This is a genomic window from Streptomyces sp. NPDC048352, assembly GCF_040651895.1.
Classification (GTDB): Bacteria; Actinomycetota; Actinomycetes; order Streptomycetales; family Streptomycetaceae; genus Streptomyces.
Map to the genome: position 1 here is coordinate 86,576 of NZ_JBEZKZ010000001.1, position 19,450 is coordinate 106,025.

22 protein-coding genes and 3 pseudogenes are annotated in these 19,450 nt (G+C 70.6%); 12 read left to right on the plus strand and 13 right to left on the minus strand.

Going from position 1 to position 19,450, the window contains the following annotated elements; all coding sequences use genetic code 11:
- Nucleotides 1-267 precede the first annotated feature (267 nt).
- Entirely contained in the window at nt 268-789 is a 522-nt protein-coding gene (locus tag AB0D45_RS00370) for a hypothetical protein (protein ID WP_362454502.1), read from the minus strand.
- 279 nt (nt 790-1,068) lie between these two features.
- Complete coding sequence (locus tag AB0D45_RS00375) at nt 1,069-1,740, minus strand: HNH endonuclease family protein (protein ID WP_362454740.1); 672 nt, start codon at nt 1,738-1,740, stop codon at nt 1,069-1,071.
- Nucleotides 1,741-2,379: 639 nt separating this feature from the next.
- Between AB0D45_RS00375 and AB0D45_RS00380 the strand changes: the two genes are divergently transcribed.
- Genes AB0D45_RS00380 through AB0D45_RS00390 form a run of 3 tightly spaced genes read left to right on the plus strand, consistent with a single transcriptional unit; the run spans nt 2,380 to nt 3,803 of the window.
- Nucleotides 2,380-2,865, plus strand: coding sequence for a hypothetical protein (locus tag AB0D45_RS00380; RefSeq protein ID WP_362454504.1), 486 nt, complete (start codon nt 2,380-2,382; stop codon nt 2,863-2,865).
- A 1-nt stretch (nt 2,866) separates the two neighbouring features.
- Complete coding sequence (locus AB0D45_RS00385; protein WP_362454742.1) at nt 2,867-3,283, plus strand: hypothetical protein; 417 nt, start codon at nt 2,867-2,869, stop codon at nt 3,281-3,283.
- The gene (locus AB0D45_RS00390; protein WP_362454506.1) at nt 3,252-3,803 is read left to right on the plus strand and encodes an EF-hand domain-containing protein; all 552 of its coding nucleotides are present in this window, start codon (nt 3,252-3,254) and stop codon (nt 3,801-3,803) included. Before AB0D45_RS00385 ends, AB0D45_RS00390 begins: the two co-directional genes overlap by 32 nt.
- A 281-nt stretch (nt 3,804-4,084) precedes the next feature.
- Here the strand turns inward: AB0D45_RS00390 and AB0D45_RS00395 are convergent.
- Together AB0D45_RS00395 and AB0D45_RS00400 are read right to left on the minus strand one after the other, a co-directional pair.
- Nucleotides 4,085-4,334: pseudogene (locus tag AB0D45_RS00395) on the minus strand (thioredoxin-disulfide reductase); the annotation flags it as partial.
- 126 nt (nt 4,335-4,460) lie between these two features.
- Complete coding sequence (locus AB0D45_RS00400) at nt 4,461-4,877, minus strand: arsenate reductase ArsC (RefSeq protein ID WP_362454508.1); 417 nt, start codon at nt 4,875-4,877, stop codon at nt 4,461-4,463.
- Nucleotides 4,878-4,980: 103 nt separating this feature from the next.
- Here AB0D45_RS00400 and AB0D45_RS00405 point away from each other — a divergent pair, with 103 nt between their 5' ends.
- From AB0D45_RS00405 to AB0D45_RS00415, 3 genes are read left to right on the plus strand one after another with little or no spacing between them, the layout of a single operon-like run.
- Nucleotides 4,981-5,295, plus strand: coding sequence for a metalloregulator ArsR/SmtB family transcription factor (locus tag AB0D45_RS00405; RefSeq protein ID WP_362454510.1), 315 nt, complete (start codon nt 4,981-4,983; stop codon nt 5,293-5,295).
- A 42-nt stretch (nt 5,296-5,337) separates the two neighbouring features.
- The gene (locus tag AB0D45_RS00410) at nt 5,338-6,120 is read left to right on the plus strand and encodes an MIP/aquaporin family protein (RefSeq protein WP_362454512.1); all 783 of its coding nucleotides are present in this window, start codon (nt 5,338-5,340) and stop codon (nt 6,118-6,120) included.
- A complete protein-coding gene (locus AB0D45_RS00415; protein WP_362454514.1) occupies nt 6,117-7,172 on the plus strand; it encodes an ArsO family NAD(P)H-dependent flavin-containing monooxygenase in 1,056 nt (351 codons plus the stop codon). Before AB0D45_RS00410 ends, AB0D45_RS00415 begins: the two co-directional genes overlap by 4 nt.
- A gap of 44 nt (nt 7,173-7,216) precedes the next feature.
- Here AB0D45_RS00415 and AB0D45_RS00420 read toward each other — a convergent pair whose 3' ends face one another.
- The 4 genes from AB0D45_RS00420 to AB0D45_RS00435 all read right to left on the minus strand — a co-directional run bounded on the left by AB0D45_RS00420 (nt 7,217) and on the right by AB0D45_RS00435 (nt 9,818).
- Complete coding sequence (locus AB0D45_RS00420; protein ID WP_362454516.1) at nt 7,217-8,032, minus strand: sulfite exporter TauE/SafE family protein; 816 nt, start codon at nt 8,030-8,032, stop codon at nt 7,217-7,219.
- A 170-nt stretch (nt 8,033-8,202) separates the two neighbouring features.
- Nucleotides 8,203-8,703 carry an N-acetyltransferase family protein gene (locus AB0D45_RS00425; RefSeq protein ID WP_362454518.1) on the minus strand — a complete coding sequence of 167 codons (501 nt, stop codon included), beginning with the start codon at nt 8,701-8,703 and terminating at the stop codon, nt 8,203-8,205.
- Complete coding sequence (locus AB0D45_RS00430) at nt 8,700-9,068, minus strand: metalloregulator ArsR/SmtB family transcription factor (RefSeq protein ID WP_362454519.1); 369 nt, start codon at nt 9,066-9,068, stop codon at nt 8,700-8,702. Before AB0D45_RS00430 ends, AB0D45_RS00425 begins: the two co-directional genes overlap by 4 nt.
- A 510-nt stretch (nt 9,069-9,578) precedes the next feature.
- Nucleotides 9,579-9,818, minus strand: a complete 240-nt coding sequence (locus AB0D45_RS00435) for an NAD(P)-binding domain-containing protein (RefSeq protein ID WP_362454521.1) — start codon at nt 9,816-9,818, stop codon at nt 9,579-9,581.
- Between the two features lie 237 nt (nt 9,819-10,055).
- Between AB0D45_RS00435 and AB0D45_RS00440 the strand changes: the two genes are divergently transcribed.
- Both AB0D45_RS00440 and AB0D45_RS00445 read left to right on the plus strand, forming a co-directional pair.
- Nucleotides 10,056-11,423, plus strand: coding sequence for an FAD-dependent oxidoreductase (locus AB0D45_RS00440; protein WP_362454523.1), 1,368 nt, complete (start codon nt 10,056-10,058; stop codon nt 11,421-11,423).
- Between the two features lies 1 nt (nt 11,424).
- On the plus strand, nt 11,425-12,642 hold the full coding sequence (locus AB0D45_RS00445) for an MFS transporter (RefSeq protein WP_362454525.1): 1,218 nt from the start codon (nt 11,425-11,427) through the stop codon (nt 12,640-12,642).
- Nucleotides 12,643-13,137: 495 nt separating this feature from the next.
- Here the strand turns inward: AB0D45_RS00445 and AB0D45_RS00450 are convergent, their stop codons facing one another.
- Nucleotides 13,138-13,488, minus strand: a complete 351-nt coding sequence (locus AB0D45_RS00450) for a hypothetical protein (RefSeq protein ID WP_362454527.1) — start codon at nt 13,486-13,488, stop codon at nt 13,138-13,140.
- Between the two features lie 324 nt (nt 13,489-13,812).
- Here AB0D45_RS00450 and AB0D45_RS00455 point away from each other — a divergent pair, with 324 nt between their 5' ends.
- Nucleotides 13,813-14,289: a hypothetical protein gene (locus AB0D45_RS00455; protein WP_362454529.1), complete on the plus strand. Its 477-nt coding sequence runs from the start codon at nt 13,813-13,815 to the stop codon at nt 14,287-14,289.
- A 283-nt stretch (nt 14,290-14,572) separates the two neighbouring features.
- A complete protein-coding gene (locus AB0D45_RS00460; protein ID WP_362454531.1) occupies nt 14,573-14,731 on the plus strand; it encodes a hypothetical protein in 159 nt (52 codons plus the stop codon).
- A gap of 71 nt (nt 14,732-14,802) precedes the next feature.
- On the opposite strand, the gene AB0D45_RS00465 is transcribed toward AB0D45_RS00460, so the two are convergent.
- From AB0D45_RS00465 to AB0D45_RS00480, 4 genes and pseudogenes are all read right to left on the minus strand, one after another.
- A complete protein-coding gene (locus tag AB0D45_RS00465; protein WP_362454533.1) occupies nt 14,803-15,468 on the minus strand; it encodes a class I SAM-dependent methyltransferase in 666 nt (221 codons plus the stop codon).
- A 485-nt stretch (nt 15,469-15,953) separates the two neighbouring features.
- A complete protein-coding gene (locus AB0D45_RS00470) occupies nt 15,954-16,214 on the minus strand; it encodes a hypothetical protein (protein WP_362454535.1) in 261 nt (86 codons plus the stop codon).
- A 200-nt stretch (nt 16,215-16,414) separates the two neighbouring features.
- On the minus strand, nt 16,415-16,978 hold the full coding sequence (locus tag AB0D45_RS00475; RefSeq protein ID WP_362454537.1) for a hypothetical protein: 564 nt from the start codon (nt 16,976-16,978) through the stop codon (nt 16,415-16,417).
- Between the two features lie 253 nt (nt 16,979-17,231).
- Nucleotides 17,232-17,498, minus strand: a pseudogene (locus tag AB0D45_RS00480) (hypothetical protein); the annotation flags it as partial.
- A gap of 393 nt (nt 17,499-17,891) precedes the next feature.
- Here AB0D45_RS00480 and AB0D45_RS00485 point away from each other — a divergent pair.
- Nucleotides 17,892-18,146, plus strand: coding sequence for a hypothetical protein (locus tag AB0D45_RS00485; protein ID WP_362454539.1), 255 nt, complete (start codon nt 17,892-17,894; stop codon nt 18,144-18,146).
- An 803-nt stretch (nt 18,147-18,949) separates the two neighbouring features.
- A pseudogene (locus AB0D45_RS00490) lies at nt 18,950-19,428 on the plus strand (leucine zipper domain-containing protein); the annotation flags it as partial.
- Nucleotides 19,429-19,450: the final 22 nt, after the last annotated feature.

Consider the following 19,450-nt stretch of genomic DNA (forward strand, 5'->3'; position numbering starts at 1 on the left):
TACCGGCTTCCGGCTTCCGGCTTCCGGCTTCCGGCTTCCGGCTTCCGGCTTCCGGCTTCCGGCTTCCGGCTTCCGGCTTCCGGCTTCCGGCTTCCGGCTTCCGGCCAGGCTGCGGCCCTTTCCGCATGTCCACCAAAGGCTCGGCCATCTTCCCAGCGGCCCGCGCACCGCGCCGGACACTGCCGTGCCGGACTCCTGGGCGCCAGATCTCAGCGCTGGTTGACGTTCCAGCGTCCTAGGCGGGCCAGCTCCCTGCGGGCTGCCGCCTCAGTGAGGCCGAGCGCGGCCGCCGCCTGCGCCGGGTGAATCATGCTGCACGCAGCGGGTGGGCTCATAACCGGCCTCCCTGGCGGTCAGCTCCAGCAGACGGACCGCGCGCACCGCGGCAAGAGGTGAAGAGGTGCCGAGCTTGCCGATCTCTGCCTCCAGCTGGTCCAGGAGGCCGGTGAGCGGCGCGGGCAGCGGAATCGCGGCCGCCTCGACGACGACCGTGTGCTTGTCCCAGTCCCGGCAGCATGCGTCCGCCTGCTCGTCGGCGGCGTCCTCTAGGGCGCGTGTGCCGATCGTGTCCCAGTCCAGGGGGTGCTCGGGGCCACTCCATCCGCACGAACACACCGCGTGCAGGGTGGCCGCGCGCGGGATGTGCGGGAAGCGGCCGTCGTAGACGGCCCAGTGCGACGTCTGGTGAACGTCCGGGCCCGACCCGGTGTCGAAGATCGCCGGTCGCGGAACCGTGCCGTCCGACAGGAGTACCCCGACCCAGCCCTCGTGGGAGGTCCCGAACTCCACCGTCGTCCACGTTTCCTGCCGTCGGCCATGACGTCCCCTTTTCGCGCGACGGGCCCGCCATCGGCAGCCGGCCCCGTCCGACCATGGCGCATGGAGACGGCAGAGGCAGAAGAACTCGACAGCTTCCCCCTCGATGTGGGTGGCACGACCGCGCAGGCCGACTTCCTGGCTGCTGGCAGGGGTCAGAAAGGCCGCTCAAAGTGTGGTGATCGATCCGGTGACGGCGCCGAGCCCTGTCACCGGGACTTGGCGCCGCCACACCCTCTACGGTGCTCGGCACTACGGGGCGGGGGTGAACTCCACGTCCGTGCCGCCACAGCCGGCCGCAATGTCCAGCAGCCGGTGCTGCTCTGCCTCGTCGACGGCGAGGCCCCAGCGGAGCTTGGTCGCGGTCCACTCGGCGGCGTACCGGCACAGCGCATCCGGCGACGGCGGCAGCCACTGGGCCGGATCCTGATCCGCCTTGCTGCGATTCGACCGGGCCGTCACCGCCACCAGGCTCGACGGCTGGCCCTGGTCGTTCGCGTACGCCTCCCGCCGCGCCGCCGTCCACGCCGACGCCCCGCTGTCCCACGCCTCCGCCAGCGGCACCATGTGGTCGATGTCCAGCGCCCCGGCAGGCGTCACCTCCTGCTCGTCGTAGTACGACCACCACACCCCGCCCGTCAGCGTGCAGCCCGGCCCGATCTCCGGCTCGACGACAGCTTCGGACAGCAGCACCTCAGCACGCGTGTTGCAACCGTCGTCGGGCTGGTCACCGGCATTCCAGTGCCGGAACGAGGTGCGCTGGTAGCCGGTCCGGTCCTCGACCGCGAGCGGAAGTGCGGAGACCGCCACCCCCATCGGCAGCACCTGCGGCACCACGGCCGGCCGCTCGGTGGCGAGCGCGGTCGTCGCGGGGAAGGACAGGGCGAGAGCAGCGGCCGCTGCTACGGCCCGCATCAAGATCATCATGCGGTGGTTCTACCGGCCACCCCGACAGCAGCACCAGGGCGCGGAGCAACAGTTCACTCCCCCGGGCTGTCCGATTCACCGCCGAAACGCCACTGCACGACGGTCAGGGCGCGGCCGAGCGCGGGGCTTCTCCCCGCTGGCCGGACCCAGCACCAACACCCGTCCGGTGGTGTGGCTCGGCAGCGGTCCTGGCGTGCGCCGGAGCACGGGGGCAGCCCTTCTTTCACTCACTTGGGTGAATCGGGGGGCTGCGGGGGGAGAAGTGCACGGTGGGGTTCGTCTGCGAGGCGAGGACGCGATCACGCCGACCGCGTCCCGCCAAGTAGATGGAGAACCACTAAACATGCCGTCCTTGGAGTGGATCGGGTACGTCCCGACCGCCGTGAGCGCGGTGCACGCTCTGGTCGCTCTTGCGAGTCTTGCCGGCGCGGTACTACCGGCCGCCGGGACACCCGCCGTGAAGCGACCGCCGAGCCCGTGGTGCCGAAGCAGTGCGGTGGCGCAGCGCAGGAGGTTGCGGTGGTGCGGGTGGAGCTGGCCGTGGCCACAAAGACCGTGGTGCGGATCGAGCGCCGACTCCCCCGCGGTCATCGGTGCGGGCGCCGGCTCCGGTCCGGCGGACGGGGAGCGGGGCCCGTGGCAGGCGGTGGGGCGGAAGAGGAGTTCGCGCCGGACCCCGACACGGAACAGCAGCTCGGACCCGGTGCCGGTGCCGGTGCCGGTGCGGACGAAGGGTCCGTGCCGGAGCCCGATGCGCAGCGGTTGCTGGCGGCGGCTCCGGCGTTCATGAAGTTCAGCCCATACGTGCTGCGGCGTTCGTTTCGGTCGTTGTCGTTGGCGACGTGTCAGGACGTGGTGGCGGAAGCGCTCCTGCGGGTGGGCGTGAAGGTGGCGGAGGGTGAGCTGCCGGCGGATACGAACGTGATGGCGTACCTACGGACCGCCGCGCGGAACCTGGCCGTCGACGAGTGTCGCCGGGAACAGCGCGGCGGCAAGCGGACGGTGGTGATGGACGCGCAGACGCTGGAGGCGCTGCCCGACGGCGAGGACCAGGAGGTGGTGGACGAGCTCGCCCACCTGCTGGCCCAGCTCGCCGGTCTGCCTGCGCATCCTCAACCGTGACCTGGGCACCGACTTCGACCTCGACGCCTACGCCCACCACGTCGCCTGGTCCGCGCCCGAGCGGCGCGTGGAGATCGGCCTGCGTGCGCTCGCCGACCAGAGCGTCGACAGCTCGACGGCGAGCTGTCGGGGCACGGCTTCGAGACCGTGCGCCACCTGCCGGACACCAGCGGCCGGTACATGCTCCTCCTCGCCCGCCTGGGGGCGTGAACCACGCCCAGGCAGTCTCGCGCCGTCCGCCGCGGGGTATGTGGCCAGGCGTCAGGTACGTGTTCATGGCAGGGAATCGGCCGTTGCGTGGTCGAAGCCGGATCCGCTGGCCTTGCCCGGCGGCGACCCGGAAAGATCCGCTTCGACCCGATCTCCACTCACCTGCCGAGGCACTGATGGCGACGGCGACCGATCTGCGGACACGTAAGTTCAACCGCTTCTTCGACCTGCTGGACACCGACGGCAACGGCTACACCGAGCCCGGGGACTGGGCCAGGACCGCCCGGGAGTTCTCCTCCGGCTTTGGCCACGTCGAGGGCTCCGCCCAGGCCAGGGCACTCCACCAGGCCTACCAGCAGGTCCACCACAACATCGGCGCGGCCATGGACACCGACGGCGACGGACGGGTCAGCAGGGAGGAGTTCCATGCCGGTCTTCACCGCCACGTCGCCGACCTCGGCCTCCTCGACAAGACGTTCCGCCCCGCGCTCGACGCCGAGTTCGACACCGCCGACCTCAACGGCGACGGCGTTCTCCAGGGCGAGGAGATCGACCTCATCTGGAAGGTGTGGGGCATGTCCGAGAAGGACGCCAAGACCGCCACGGAGCAGATGGACCGCGACGGCGACGGCCGCATCAGCCGCGACGAGTACTACGCCACCTGGCGCGAGTACCTGGCCAGCGAAGACCCCGACGCCCCCGGCAGCTGGCTCCTCGGACACCCGTAGCCGACGACAGCCGCCCGGCACGAGTGAGGGTGCCGGGCTGCTGTCGCATGCAGGCTGCCGGTCAGTTCAGAGAAGTCACTGGACCAAACGAGATGGCTCCGACCCACAGGGCCTTCATCGGCCGCCTCCGCGTTCTCGTTGGTCGCTCTCTTCCAGCGTTGCACCGCCCCGGTCGGTCTCTGGGAGACGGCCAGGGTGGGCGCGGCACGGTCGGCGATCGAGGCCGTGCCGCGTCGACTGACGGGGACCGTGATCGGCTCGGCCTGTGTACGGCGGGCGGCGAGATAGCGCTCGTCGTCGAGCTCCGGCTGGCTGGTGAAGGGGTCGGTGCGCGGGTCATGGCCGATGGCGATGAAGAGGCCGGCGACCTCCAGGTCGCGGAGCTTTCCGGTGAAGGTGCCGCACAGGACGACGCCGGAGAGCATGCCGTTCGTTTCCTGAATCTCGGCGATTTCGCTGTCGAACCTTGCAGGCGCGCAGGCTGGAGCAGCGGTGGACGACGGTGACGGATCGGGCGAAGCGGGTGTGGAAGAAGAACTCAGGGGCTTGAGTTGGGCGCGGGCGGTGTAGAGGGCGGCGGTGTATCCGGCGGGGCCGGAGCCGATGATGGCGACGTCGCGTATGCCCTCGGTGGGGGTCGTGTCGATCCCGCCGGCCTCAGGTCTTCTTGGCGTCGATCCCGGCGATCAGGCCCTCGATGAGGCCCTTGATCTCGTCGCGGATGGGGCGGACGGCCTCGACGCCCTGGCCGGCCGGGTCTTCGAGCTGCCAGTCGAGGTAGGTCTTGCCGGGGAAGTACGGGCAGGCGTCGCCGCAGCCCATGGTGATGATGTAGTCCGACGCCTGGGCGGCCTCGGGGGTCAGCACCTTGGGGGTCTGGTCGGAGATGTCGATGCCCAGTTCGGCCATCGCGGCCACTGCGGAGGGGTTGATCTTCTCGCCGGGCATGGAGCCGGCGGAACGGACCTCGACGCGGTCTCCGGCGAGGTGGCGCAGGAAGCCCGCGGCCATCTGGGAGCGGCCGGCGTTGTGGATGCAGACGAAGAGAACAGACGCGAGCGGGTTCGCGGACATCGGCTTTTCCTTCATGGCAGGCGCGGCCGTCGCATACCGCGAACCTGCGGCATGGTTCAGCCCGGACTGGTGTCAGCCCTCGATGATGTGACAGTATCAGCCCATGATGACATCAGTCGACACTGATCTGATCCGGGTTCTGGCCGACCCGCTCAGGCTCCAGATCGTGACCCTGCTCGCCCGCGAGACGCTGTGCACCACCCACCTCGTGGAGGAGACGGGTGCCAAGCAGACGAACCTCTCCAACCACCTGAAGGTGCTGCGCGAGGCCGGGGTCGTCGATACGGAGCCATGCGGGAGGTACATCTACTACCGCCTGCGTCCGGAAGTCATCGAATTGCTCGCCGGTCAGTTCGCCAACCTTGCGGCGACCGCGCGCGCCACCGCCGAAGCGAACCTCAAGCGGTCCTGCCCATAGCCATCCCGCGCCCTGCCTTCACCTGCCCGAGGAGAACCCGCCGTGATCGGCACCGAGCCCGCCGCGAGTGACGCCATAGCCGCCGATTCGTCGCCGCAGCCCGCGCCCGGCGCGACCCCGCCCCGCACTCCGCTGATCGCCCGCGCCGCCGCCGAGCTGGTCGGCACCGCCGCCTTGGTCGCGGTCGTGGTCGGCTCCGGCATCCAGGCCACCGAGCTCACCGACGACGTCGCCTTGCAACTGCTGGCCAACTCCACCGCCACCGTCTTCGGCCTCGGCGTCCTGATCGCCCTCCTCGGACCGGTCTCCGGCGCCCACTTCAACCCGGCCGTCACGTTGGCCGAGTGGTGGACCGCCCGCCGCGGCGGCGCCGGCGTCACCGCTCGCGAGCTCGCCGTCTACGTGCCCTCCCAGATCACCGGAGCCATCGCGGGTGCGATCCTCGCGGACGCCATGTTCGGCGAGCCGCTGGCGAAGTGGTCCACCCACGACCGGTCCCACGGGAACCTGCTGCTCGGCGAGGTCGTTGCCACGGCGGGCCTGATCCTGCTGATCTTCGGGCTGGCGAAGACCGACCGGCTGCGGTTCGCGCCGGTCGCGGTGGCCTCGTACATCGGCGCCGCGTACTGGTTCACGTCCTCCACCTCCTTCGCCAACCCCGCCGTCACCATCGGCCGCGCCTTCACCGACACCTTCGCGGGCATCGCCCCGTCGTCGGTGGCCGGCTTCATCGGCATGCAGCTGGTGGGGGTGGTCGTCGGCCTGTCGCTGGTCGCGGTCATCTTCATGCGCGGGAAGACCGACACCGGAGCTCCTGCGGCATGAGCCGGCGTACGGACGTGGTGGTGATCGGCGGCGGCCAGTCAGGGCTCGCCGCCGGCTACCACCTGCGCCGCCTGGGCATCGAGCACGTCGTCCTCGACGCCCAGACGGCACCCGGTGGGGCCTGGCAGCACACCTGGGAGTCGCTGCGCCTGTTCTCGCCCGCGGCGTACTCCTCGCTGCCCGGCCGGCTGATGCCCGTGCAGGAGGGGCACCTCTACCCCGACGCCGCGCACGTAGTGGCCTACCTCGCGGACTACGAGAAACGGTACGAGCTCCCGGTCGAGCGCGGCGTGCGGGTGGATGCCGTCCACCGCGACGGCGCGTTCCTGCGCGTCGAGACCGAGGGCGGCGACTGGCAGGCCCGCGCCGTCATCAGTGCCACCGGGACCTGGACCCGCCCGTTCCTGCCGGCCGTCCCGGGCCGTCGCGAGTTCACCGGACGGCAGCTCCACACGGTCCAGTACCGCCACCCCGCCGAGTTCGCCGGGCAGCGCGTGATCGTGGTGGGCGGCGGGAACTCCGGCGCGCAGATCGCCGCCGACCTCGCCGGTACGGCGGAGCTGACCTGGGTGACCCAGCGCCCGCCGCGCTACCTGGCCGATGACATCGACGGCCGCGCCCTGTTCGACCACGCCACCGCCCGCCGCCGCGCCCTCGACGAAGGCCGCACCGACACCGGGGGCGTCGCCTCGCTCGGAGACATCGTGGCCGTACCCCCGGTCCGTGCGGCCCGGGACGCCGGACTCCTGACGACCAGGCCGATGTTCAGCCGGCTCACCACCACGGGTGTGGAGTGGGCTGACGACCTTGAGGCCGAGGCGGACGCGGTCATCTGGTGCACCGGCTTCCGGCCAGCGCTCGCCCCCTTCGCCGGCCTGCGCCTGCGCGGCAGCCGCGGCCACATCGCCACCGACGGCACGCGGGCCTTGGATGAACCGCGCCTGCACCTGCTCGGGTACGGCGACTGGACCGGCCCCGCCTCCGCCACCCTCATCGGCGTCGGCCGCCCGGCCCGCGACGGCGCCCGCCAGATCCGCGACCTGCTCACCTGACGCCCCCTCATACGGCGCGAAGTACGGGGCGTTCGGTGCCACGATCAGTCGTGTCGGGCCAGCTTGTACGCGGACACGAGAAGGATTACGGCCAGCGCGGGGATCAGGACCATGTCCGGGAACACCCCGAGCAGCAGCCCGCCCAGGACCGCGCCCGCGATCGAGCCCGCGGCCATGGTCGCGATGAACCGGAGGTTGGAGCCCAGGACGGCGAAGCTGCCGTCTCGGCTGTAGCGGGCGAAGGCGACGAGCATGGTCGGCAGGGATACCAGCAGGGAGAGGCTGCCGGCCGTTTTGATGTCCTGCCCGAAGAGCAGCACGATCGTCGGGATCAGCAGTTCGCCGCCGGCGACGCCCATGATGGCCGCGACGACGCCGATTCCGAAGCCGGCCGCGATACCGGCGGGGATCTGTGCCCCCAGCGGCAGAGCGAGCGTGCCCAGTAGGGGGGTGTGCGTGAGGACCAGGGCGGCCGCCATGAGCACCATGAGGACGGACAGGACCTTGTAGAGGGTGGCGGAGCGCATCCGGACGGCCCAGGAGGCTCCGGCCCACGCGCCGAGCAAGCTGCCGGCCAGGAGGTTGGCAGCGACGGGCCAGCGGGCGGCCACTTCGGCGGCCGGGACAGCGGCCAGCCGGGCAGGCAACGCGGCCAGGACCACGACCAGGCTCATCGCCTTGTTCAGGATGACCGCCGAGAGCGCCGCGAACCCGAACAGGCCGATCAGCAGCGGCAGACGGAACTCCGCGCCGCCCAGCCCGATCATCCCGCCCAACACCCCGATCGCCGCTCCCGCAGCGAACACCACGGGTGCGGTGTGCGTCGGGCGGAGGCGGTCGAGGGCCGTTTCGGTGTGCATCACAGCATCCTCGCTGGTCACCAGCCCTCCTGCTACGGCCGGTCCGTAGCTTCGAGGCATCCCACCACGTGTCTTCCGGCGGTTGGTGCGGACCTCCGAGCCCAGGATTCGACTGCCCTGCGCGGATGTCGGCCCTCGCCGGACCAGCCTGCGCCGGCGTGAACCGCGCGCTATGCCAGGACGGTGCTGCGGCGCTCCAGCAGGACCACGTCCCGCCAGACGCCGTGATGGCGCCCGATGCGTTCGCGGGTTCCGATGATACGGAAGCCGGCACGGACGTGGAGGGCGAGGCTGGCGGTGTTCTCGGGGAAGATCCCTGACTGGATCGTCCAGATTCCGGCCCTCTCCGTGGAGGAGATCAGCGTGTCCAGCAGGGCGCCGGCCACGCCCCGGCCGCGGGCGTCAGGGTGGACGTAGACGGAGTGCTCGATCACCCCGGCGTAGGCGCAGCGGTCCGATACCGCGCTCGCCGCCACCCAGCCCAGCACCGCCTCGTCCGTGTCCAGGGCGACGAAGCGGTGCTCGGCCAGTTTCGCGGCGTCGAACGACTCCCAGTCGGGGGCGGTGGTCTCGAAGGTGGCGTTGCCCTCGTCGATACCGGCCTGGTAGATCGCCAGGACCCGTTCGGCGTGCTCGGGAAGCATCGGGACGATCCGAACCACCATGGTCATGCCGCCTTCGCGGCGCCGGCCAGCAACGCGCCCATGGCGGCGAGCACGGAGTGCTCGACCCGGTAGTACACCCAGGTCCCGCGCCGCTCGGAGGACAGCAGGCCGGCCTCCTTCAGCTTCTTCAGGTGGTGGGAGACCGTCGGCTGGGAGACGCCGACGTCCGAGATGTCGCACACGCACGCCTCGCCGCCCTCGTGGGAGGCGACGGCGGAGAACAGGCGCAGACGCACGGGGTCGCCGAGCGCCTTGAACATCTTTGACGCGACCTCGGCCTCGTCCGCCGACATCGGGCGCTCGTTCAGCGGCGGGCAGCACGCGGCGACGGCTTCGGGCTCCAGCAGCGGCAACGCCTTCGCATTCGACATATGTCTATGTTGACATATGTCGAACCAATGGGGGAAGGGCCTCAGGATCGGGCGAGGTAGCCAGCCAGACGGCGGGCCGCCCGTTCGGCATCCCGCCCGCACCCGCGAAGGGAGGTCGAGGACAGGCCGCGCTGCCACTCCAGACCCACGTACGCCAGCCCTGGATGCGCGAGACAGACGCCGTCGCGGTGCGGGGGCCGGCCGGAGGCGTCGAGGGCCTCGTCCACGTGGGCGACGTAGGGGAGGTGGGGTGGTAGCCGGTGGCAAGGATGATCGAATCCACGGTTTCCGTGCTCCCGTCCGCCCACGTGACCTTGCCGCCCTCCAGACCGGTGGACATCGGGCGGCGGTCCGGAAGGCCGACTGCGAGCGCGGCCCGGTAGCGGCCGTCGTCCAGCACCGGCTGCGCGGGCGGGGTACGCAGAAGCCCGCCGAGCGGGGCGGTATGGAGGCCGGTGCGGGTGAGTCAGAAAGGCAGGTCGCGCTCCAGCAGCCGCTGGCGGGCGACCTTCACCGGCGCGCGCGTCGCCGGCTTCGCACGCCCCCCGGGGGGAGCTCGGCGGCGACCGGGACCGCGGAGTTGCCCGCGCCGACCACGACAACCCGCTGCCCGGCGAACTCGGCGGGGGCGCGGTAGTCGGCGACGTGCAGCACCTGCCCGGTGAAGACCTCCAGCCCCGGCAGCGAGGACTGGCACGGGCGGCCGAAGCTCCCGGACGTGGCGACCACCACGCCTGTCCTGATGCTCACCCCGCCACGATCCCGCAGCCCGGTCCGACGCCTTCAGCGCCACCGGCGCCACACCCTGCTTGAACGGTGCGTGCGCGGCGGCAACGCCCGACTGCCCGCCGCCGACGACTACGGCTTCCACGTACTCCGCGTCGACCCCTGCGGATTCGATGAATGTCTATGTTGACGTACATCGAAACAGGTGCCATGCTGATCACGCAAGGCATCGACAGACATCGAAGCAATGAGGAGCCGACCATGACCGCGCCCGCCACCACCGGCCTGCCCGTCGTCGTCATCGGGGCCGGCCCCGTCGGCCTGGCAGCCGCCGCCCACCTCGAAGACCGCGGCCTGGACTTCCTCGTCCTCGAAGCCGGCCCCCATGCCGGAGCTGCCACCCGCGACTGGGCCCACGTACGGCTGTTCTCGCGCTGGGGTGAGGTCGTCGACCCGGCCGCCGAGAAGCTCCTGGCCCCGACCGGCTGGGTCAAGCCCGATGACGCCTCCTACCCCACAGGCGGGGACTGGGCCGAGCTCTACCTCCAGCCCCTCGCCGACGTCCTCGGCGACCGCGTCCGCTTCGGCGCCCGCGTCACCGGCGTCTCCCGCACCGGACGCGACCGCATCGTGGATGCGGACCGCGACACCCAGCCGTTTGTGATCCACATCGAGGCGACTGACGCCCGCGAGGAGCGCCTCTTCGCCCGCGCCGTGATCGACGCCTCCGGCACCTGGTCCACCCCTGGCCCCGCAGGCGGTAGCGGACTGCCCGCCCTCGGCGAGAACGCGGCCGCCGACCGGATCACCTACCGCGTCCCCGACCTGAAGGACCCGGCCGTCCGCTCCCGCTACGCGGGCAAGCGCACCGCCGTCATCGGCTCCGGCGCTTCCGCCTTCACCACCCTCGCCTACCTCGCCGACCTGGCCAAGGCCGAGGACGGCGCCGGCACCAAGGCCGTGTGGATCCTGCGCCGCGGCATCTCCGGCTCCACCTTCGGCGGCGGTGAAGCCGACCAGCTGCCCGCCCGCGGCGCGCTGGGACTGGCAGCCAAGGCCGCGGTGGATGGGGGCTACGCGGACGCAGTCACCGGCTTCCGCACCGACGCCTTCGAGCGCGACGGCGAGGGTCGCTTGGTTCTGGTCGGCGAGGACGGGCGCCGGCTGGGGGCGGTGGACGAGGTCATCGTGCTCACCGGCTTCCGCCCCGACCTCGCCTCCCTGAACGAGCTGCGCCTCCGCCTCGACGAGCGTCTCCAGGCCCCGGTCGAGCTGGCGCCGCTGATCGACCCGAACCAGCACTCCTGCGGCACCGTCTACCCGCACGGACAGGCTGAGCTCTCCCACCCGGAAAAGGACGTCTACCTCGTCGGAATGAAGTCCTACGGCCGGGCCCCCACCTTCCTCGCCGTGACCGGCTACGAGCAGGTCCGCTCCATCGCCGCCCACCTCGCCGGCGACCACGAGGCCGCCGAGCGCGTCGAACTCACCCTCCCCGAGACCGGGGTGTGTGGCGGCGCGGGCCTCTTCGACGAGCCCGAGGCTGCCGAGCAGAGCGGCGGCGGATGCTGCGCGGCCCCGGCCACCCTCACCATCGGCGCCGCCCCCGCTTCCTCCGGCGGCTGCTGAGGTGAGCGACCTGCAAAGCGGCGCGGCCGCGACCGGGACGGGGGCCGGGTCGCGGCCACGCGCCGTGCTGCCCGCCCTCTGCCTCACTCAGATCACCAGCTGGGGCATCGTCTACTACGCCTTCCCCGTCCTGAATCCGGCCATCACGGCCGACACCGGCTGGAGCGCGGGCGCGACCATCGCGGCGTTCTCCGCCGCCCTCGTCGTCTCCGCCATAACGGGGATCCACGTCGGCCGCGTCCTGGACCACCGCGGGCCCCGCACCGTCATGACGGCCGGCTCTGTGCTGGGGGCCATGAGCCTGCTGGTGATCGCCGCCGCCCCCAACCTGGCCGCCTTCTTCGCCGGATGGCTGCTCGCCGGAGCAGCGATGGCCGCCACCTTCTACCAGCCGGCCTTCGCCGCCCTCACCCGCTGGTGGGCCCCCGACCACATCGGCGCCCTCACCATCGTCACCCTCGCCGGCGGCCTCGCCTCCACCGTCTTCGCACCCCTGACCGCGATACTCGCCAACCACATGTCCTGGCGCGCCACCTACACGGTCCTCGCCGGCATCCTCGCCATCCTGACCGTCCCGGCCCACGCCCTCGCGCTGAAAGCCCCCTGGCCGCCGGCCCCGCCGAGCCCGCCGCACTCCGGCGGCAACGAGCAAGTCGTGCGCAGCCGGGCGTTCGGGATGCTGGCCGTCACCTTCACCCTGTCCGCGTTCGCGATGTACGCCGTCGTCATCGGCCTCGTCCCCCTACTCCTCGAACGCGGCTACACCACCACCCAGGCCGCATGGGCCCTCGGCCTGGGAGGCGCCGGCCAGACCCTCGGCCGCACCCTCTACGCGACCCTCGCCCGCCACCTCGGCGTCACCGCCCGCACCGTCACCCTGATCGCCCTCGGCGCCCTCACCACCGCAGCCCTCGCCACCGTCGCCGGCCCCTACGCCCTACTCGTCGCGGTATCCGTCCTCGCCGGGGTGATCCGCGGCAACCTCACCCTCCTCCAGGCCACCGCCGTCACCGACCGCTGGGGCGCCACCCACTACGGCCGACTCTCCGGACTCCTCGGCGCACCAGCCCACGCCGCGGCAGCCCTCGCCCCCTTCACCGGCGCCCTCCTCTCAGGACCCCTCGGCGGCTACCCGGCCCTGTTCGCACTGCTCGCCGCCCTGTCGATCACTGCCGCTGTCACAGCCTTCGGGGCCCGCCCCCTCAGCCGGGAGAAATGACTCACCCGAACCGGCGATAGCCCTACACCTGTTGCAGCAACTACAGTGAACACTCCGCGCGCTGAGCTGCACAGACTCCCGTCTTCCGCCTCGCGCCACACCTGCTCCCCCAGAGAACTCACTCTGTGCGTCGTGCCGACAGTCCCGGTAGGAGCAGTTGACCCGCCCCTGACGGTGACCGACCCCGCACTACCGCCCGCCCGGATCACGCTGCTGCTGCCAGACGGGCAAGAGATCGGACGCGTACGGCTCTACGAACGGCTCCAGGGTGCGGCAACCCCCCGTAACCCGCCCGAGGCGTCCTGGCGGCCTAGCCCGTGGGCGGTCTGCGCTCGGTTGAGTGCGGGCCGTGAAAGGTTCCAGTGGTGTCTGGCAGAGTTCTGGCCATGTTGCAGGTGTGTCTGAACGGAGCACGTAGTCAGAGCGGGGGCCGTTGGGTTCCCATGAGCCCTGGTGCGCCCCGGGGCATGCGGCCAGCGCGTCCCCCTGCCCGGGTCAGCCGTCGGCAGTGCCACCGGTCAGCAGCAGCTCCGCCAAGGGCGTTCGCGCGTGGTACACGAACGGCCTGTGCGCGTGGTGGTGAGGAGACCAGCGGCGCGTACGGCTGAGGCTGTGGCGTTGCTGACGCCGATGCGGCGTGCCAGTCCAGTTCTCCGGCGTGAGGCGGTGCCAGCGTGCGGCGTTGCGGACGTAGGCCTCCTTCAGGAGCACCGTCTGCGTGAAGCCATCTGCGCGTGCCCGCGCGCCCGGAAGTCCTTGTCGGCAGCCTCCGTCGCTCATCTCCAGCCGGTCGATGCCCGCGGCCTTCGCGAAGGCCGCGATCGCCGCCAGGTACGCCGCTTCCATCGGCCCGTGGTCGCTGACCGTGTCCTCCCGGTGTAGCGCCCAGGCTCCTCGCGGTCGGCAGGGTCGTACGTGGTGATGCGTTGGACAAAGGACGGCGGCAGATGCTCCCTGGCCGCTGGCTCCGTGCGGGACTGTCCGTCGGATGGTTGACGACCGGGTGGAAAGGGTCTTTCCGGTGTCGGCATCAGCTGCTGAGGTCGAACACGCCACACGCGGTGAACGGGCCGCCTGGACGTAGATTCACTTCCTCGGCTGACGACCCGTCGGCGGTCGGGGCCGGGCCATCACCACCGCACCAACCTTTCCGACCACTGGGAGAAGTACATGACCGTCGATGACCAGCGCCTGCTGTCTCTGCTGCGGAACCTGGATGATCCGGAGCACTGGGAATTCCCTCGGGACTACGATCATGTCGCCACCCGGGCCCGCTTCGATCGGCTTGCCGGAGACATCGACCAGGCATTCGACTGCGCATGCTCCGTTGATCGGGGAGTGCAAGATGCCAGTTTCCACGGTGACATCGTCATCCCGGCCATCGCCACGAAGAGCCGTGACCTTGTCGTCGTCCGCTTCAGCAACTTTGGATCCTTGATCACTGCGGGTGCAGGAGGGGTCAGAGCCGACACGCCAGAGCCCGCCGGCGGGCTGCATGACGAGGACCGCAGCCGGATCAAAGCCGCCGCAGAGGCACTCGACTGCGTCTGGATGCCCCGCCACCTGTTGAGGAAGCGATACGGCGGATCGACAGAGATGGACGACTGGCAGCGGCTGTGGTGGCACCGCTTCTTCGACTACATGTGATCACCGGCACCAGGCATCCGGACAGTTCCCATACCCGACGTCACCCTTAGTACTCCATCAGGATTTTGCTGTCTGACCTGCGGGTTTCGCTGGAGTGCCAGGGCGCCCGCTTCGAGCTGTCGCCGAAGGGTACGTGGGAGCTCGGCGGGGTCGGCGAGGACTCTCGTGACGGCGCAGGGCCTCACATCCGATGTGACGATCGCCTCAGGGCCTGCACGCCGACTCCCACAGCCTCTACCCCGCGATGTCTCGGGCCCGGCTGGGAAGTTACCTACACCTGCCAATGGCCGAGCTTGAGGCCGACGTCGCCCGCATCCGGCTCGGCGAGGTCCGCGCCGAGACCGAGCGCCTGGACCGCGCGGTCGCCGCGTACGGCCGACTCCTCGACCGTGACCACGACGACGACATGGTCACCGACGAACTAACCCACACCGCCCCCTGATGCCACAGCAGCCCGAACCGCTCCCGGCGGAGAAATTGTCAATTCCTGCGGATTTGGGGGAGGCGCAGCGGCTACTGCTGGGTGGTGATGCCAGGAAGTTTCCGTCCTGCATCGAGTTGAAGGCCGAGATAGGTCCATGCCACTCCAGGACGCCCGTGCGGATCATCACGCTGAGCTTCGTGGACGACGTCCAGGCCGTAGCTGTGGGCGAGGCTGATGGTTTCCTCAGCGGAGACGGGGAACATACGGCGGCCCGCCGGGACCGGGCCATGACGCAGCGAGAGGACCACCCGGCCTTCGGTCTCGAGCAGGCTGACCAGGCGGGCCATGGCCGAGGTGCGCTGTCGCTCATCGAGATGCATCCAGACTGCGGTCAGGAGGATCAGATCGAAGCGGCGCTTTTGTGCGGTCAGCCCAAGAAGCTCGGGAAGTGCGTCATCGACCCATTCGATCTCCTGGTCGGCATGGATACGCCGACCCAGCGCGCGTAGCTCGGCGGTGGGTTCGGCGGCGACGACCTGGTGCCCCAGAGCGGCCAGCGCCGCCGCGTCGCGTCCGCTGCCCGCCCCGACATCCAGCACGGAGCTGGGCTGCGAGGGGAACAAGTGAAGCACCTCGCAGTGTACCTCGTTGAAGGCCACGCTCTCGTACTGCTCGGCAAGAGCCTCCGCCGTCTCACCGTATCCGGCGGTACTGGCCATAGCGTGCAACTGGGCGCTGTCTGTCTCGCTGTTCATGACGAGGCACCCTACGTCCGCCCCGGCCCGGTCACCACGATGAAGATCACTGCTCGCGCATGGTGGGCTGCCGAACCGTACGGTGACAGCCCGCCTGGCAGGGCCACGGCCCGCTGAGGTGTTCACGCTGCGGAAGGCTGCGGGTTCTCGAGGACCAGGCCGGCGGGCAGCTGGGCGGCTGCGGCCATCAGGTCGGGGAACGCGTCCTGGACCAAGGCGCCACGGCGGGTCTGGAGCAGCACCCGCCCGCCCGGCTCGGAGGGGGTGAAGACGAGCAGCTGGTGACCGTCGTACTTCAGCTCGTAGGCCAGCCCGGGCCGGAACGGTGCGGGGCCGGGATCGTCTCGGCGGCCTGCGCCAGCATCGATACGACCGGCGGCCGCAGCACCACGTCCCCACCTTCACACCAACCGCCGGCCCCCATCCCCAACCCTGAGGCGCGCCGGACCACACGGCCCGGCAGCGGACCGCCGTACGGCAGATCGTCACATCGTCCACTTCGCGGAACGCGGTGCCGTCCCAGTCGCTTCGGCGTAGGCGTACAGGGCGCATCCGCAGCGGGCCGCGCACGTCTTGACCGTGATCTTCCAGTTGTCCGGCCACGGCCCGTCATAGCTGCTGTCGTTGATGTCCTGTGTGCTAGACGCGCACTTGAAGGCCGGCGCGGCCGTCGCGGTGGGAGCGGCTGGCGCCGCCACCGCCGCCGCGGCCAGCGCGGCCACCGCCACGCGCTTGATGATGTTCATGCCCGGTCAATGCCGCTGCCGCCGGGGCGACACGGCCCGGTCTCGAGACCGCCCCCGACGAGGGACCTCTCCCCCAGGCGTCCGGATGTGAGACGCTGGTCACGGCCGCCGGTCAGGTGGCGGCGGGCGCGGCCCCCGGGAGGGCCGGAAGGACGTCGCGGTACCCGCCGTCGAGCCCATACCCGCGCAAGACCTCCACCTCACCGCTGTGCCCCACCAGCGAGCTTGTGCTCGAAGTACTCGGCGATCCGTGCGCTGTCGCCGCGCATGAGCTGTGCAACGCACGAGCCCGCCCACGAGCCGAGAGTGAGGGCCAGCTCGCGGGCGTCATCCACCTCGCGGCCGTCCCGCAGGTAGGCCAGGTACGGACCTCCAATGGAGGCGAGGCGCACGGCGGGGCCGAGCTGCGAGTCCAGGTCGGCGGTGACGACGGACAGGATCTCGATCGCGGTGGGCCCGGCAGGGTGGGAATGCTGCTGTGTCTGGCAGCCCTGGTCTCCGAAGTCACGGAGCCAGCGCGTGACCTTCTCCTCGTCGCCGAGCTGGGTGAGCAGGTAGGCGGACAGCTCGACGGCTAGCCACTCCACCAGGAGCAAGGAGTTCTCGATAAGGGTTCCCTCCGCCTCCCATCCCTCCACCGCAGCGGTGAGCGTGCGGTGCATCCCCCAGTTCGGCGGCCCCTCCCCGTGGTGGCCGGCTTCATCGAGGGCGGTCGCCTTGATCAGTGAGAACGCGACCTTGCTCGGGGATTCGAACTCGATCATCTGCCCCTCACTTCCCGCTGGTCCGAAGGAGCGGCCCGATCCAGTCCAGGAGCGCCCGGTCGGGGCCTCCCGCCCCACCTCGTACGTGTGGCCGCCGACAACGGAGCCCGGGCCGATGACGACCCGCCGTGGGCGTGGCCCGGCGCCCGTACGTCGATGCCGGGCCCGAGCCGGGTGATCCCGCCCGACGAGGACGGCACCGGCCGGGCCGGGGCCTTGTACACGTGCCAGCCGCTGCGGGCGTGTGCGTCGTCGATCCGCCGGAACCGGCGGCGCTGATGCCGGCGCCGACGGTGGGGGCGAGCAAGGCGGTGGTCTTGGCCCACGCGGGGATGGGCTGCGAGGTTTGAACCGGCGCGGGCGGCGGGGGCGTGGTCTGGGTGTAGGCGAGGGTGCGGACCCCGTTGGGCAGGGGGACCCAGTCGACCCCCGGCGGGATGTCCGCGGGCAGGATCACCGGCTGCTCGGCAGGCACCCAGGGGGCGGGGGTGATGCTCTCATGCGGGGTCTGGAAGTGCACAACGGGGTCCCTTCAACGAAGGCGGCCGGCACCCTCGCGGGGGTGCCAGCCGGTGCCTTGCTTGTCGTGTCGCTTGTCGTGCGGCTTGTCGCTTGTCTTGTCTTGTCGCTTGTCACCTTGCAGGTCAAAGCCGGTTTCTGGCCTCGGCAAGCCACCCAGGGCTCTTCTTGCGGGCATGGGCGACAAGCGAGATGAAGACGGCCGCCGCACCGCGGCCCCGGGGTACGTCCGCCGGACAGCGCAACCTCTCCCCGCGCGGGTGCGGGCTCCCCTGCCTGGAGCGGGGCGGACATTAGCTTGTGGGACGGCGGGCGGCCGCGTCCGCTCATACCTGGCACGCGGCCAGCCCCCGATCCCGCCCCGTACGTCGAGCGCGTTTCCCGAGGAGGACAGATGCCGGGTACACCGCCCCCCTGCGAGCATGCCAAGGCCGGCCTCAAAAAGGCCAAGGAAGTGACGGCTGCCGAGCTGAAAGACCTGAACGACGCTCAACACAAGCTCATCGAGTTGCAAGCCGTACAGCCCCCGAACGAGGCGGCGATCGAGGCCCAGGAGGCCAAGGTCGACACCGCCAGGAACAACTGGCTGAAGGCAAGAAAGACTGAGAAGGAGTGGCAGGTAGCGGTGGAGGAACTGTGTAATCCGTAGCACGGACGCATGGGTCCGGTCGCGGCCAGGACGGTCCTAGGATCATGCGGGCGCGTTCCTGGACCGCCTCATCTCGGCCGGACCTAGTCCTGGTCGGGTTGTCGGGGGCGTGGCGCCGGTGGACGTAGCGGCCGTCGTGCTGGTCCGACATGGACGGCGGTGCCGTCGCCGGCCCAGGAGTGCGGCCGCCGAACAGCGCAACATCTCCCCGCGCGGGTGCGGGCTCCCTTACCTGGAGCGGAGCGGACATGAGCTTGTGGGACGGCGGGCGGCCGCGTCCGCTCATACCTGGCACGCGACCGGACCCCGACCCCGTTCCGTACGTCGAGTGCGTTTCCCGAGGAGTACAGATGCAGGACCACTGCCCATCTGCCGTCACGCCAAGGCTGGCTTTGAGAAGGCCAAACGAACACGATTGTCCGGCTGCATGAGCTTGACGCCGCTCAACACAAACTTGACGAGTTGGAAGCGCACAGCCTCCGGACGAGGCGGCGATCGAGGACCAGGGGGACGAGGTCGACAGAGCCAGGGACGCCTGGCTTGCTGCAATGAAGAAGGAGAAGGAGTGGGAGGTAGCGGTGGAGGAACTGTCTAATCCGTAGCACGGACGGATGGGGCCGGTCGCGGCCGGGATAGTCTTAAGATCACGCGGGCGCGCTTCTCGAGTGCCTCGTCTCGGCCGGGTCTAGCCCTAGGTGTGTTGTCCCGGGACGTTGGTGACACGCGTGCTGGGTTCTTGAAAGGGTGAGGGCCTTCTGGCTGGGTGTGGATTGCGACATCTGCACCTAGATCAGGAGGCCCTCGTGGTCCACCGTAATGCCCCGCTGACCGAGACTGGACGTCTGCGTCTTGCCCGTTGTGTCGTGGACGACGGCTGGCCCGTGCGCCGGGCAGCGGAGCGTTTCCAGGTCAGCCACACCACCGCCGCCCGCTGGGCCACCCGCTACCGGCAGCTCGGTGTCGCCGGAATGAGTGACCGCTCCAGCCGCCCCCACCACCAGCCGGCAGGAGCCGGGCCGAGGTGGAGGAACACGTCATCCGCCTGCGGCGCGAGCACCGGATCGGGCCCCTGCGGCTGGCCGCCCGGTGCGGCATCGCGGCCTCGACCGCCCACCGCATCCTGACCCGCCACGGCCTGCCGCCCCTGGCCGCACTCGACCGGGCCACCGGCGAACCCGTCCGCCGCTACGAACGCGCCCGACCCGGCGAACTCGTCCACATCAACGTCAAGAAACTCGGCCGGGTCCCCGACGGCGGCGACCACAAGACCCTCGGACGGGCCGAAAGGGTCCGGACCAGGAGTA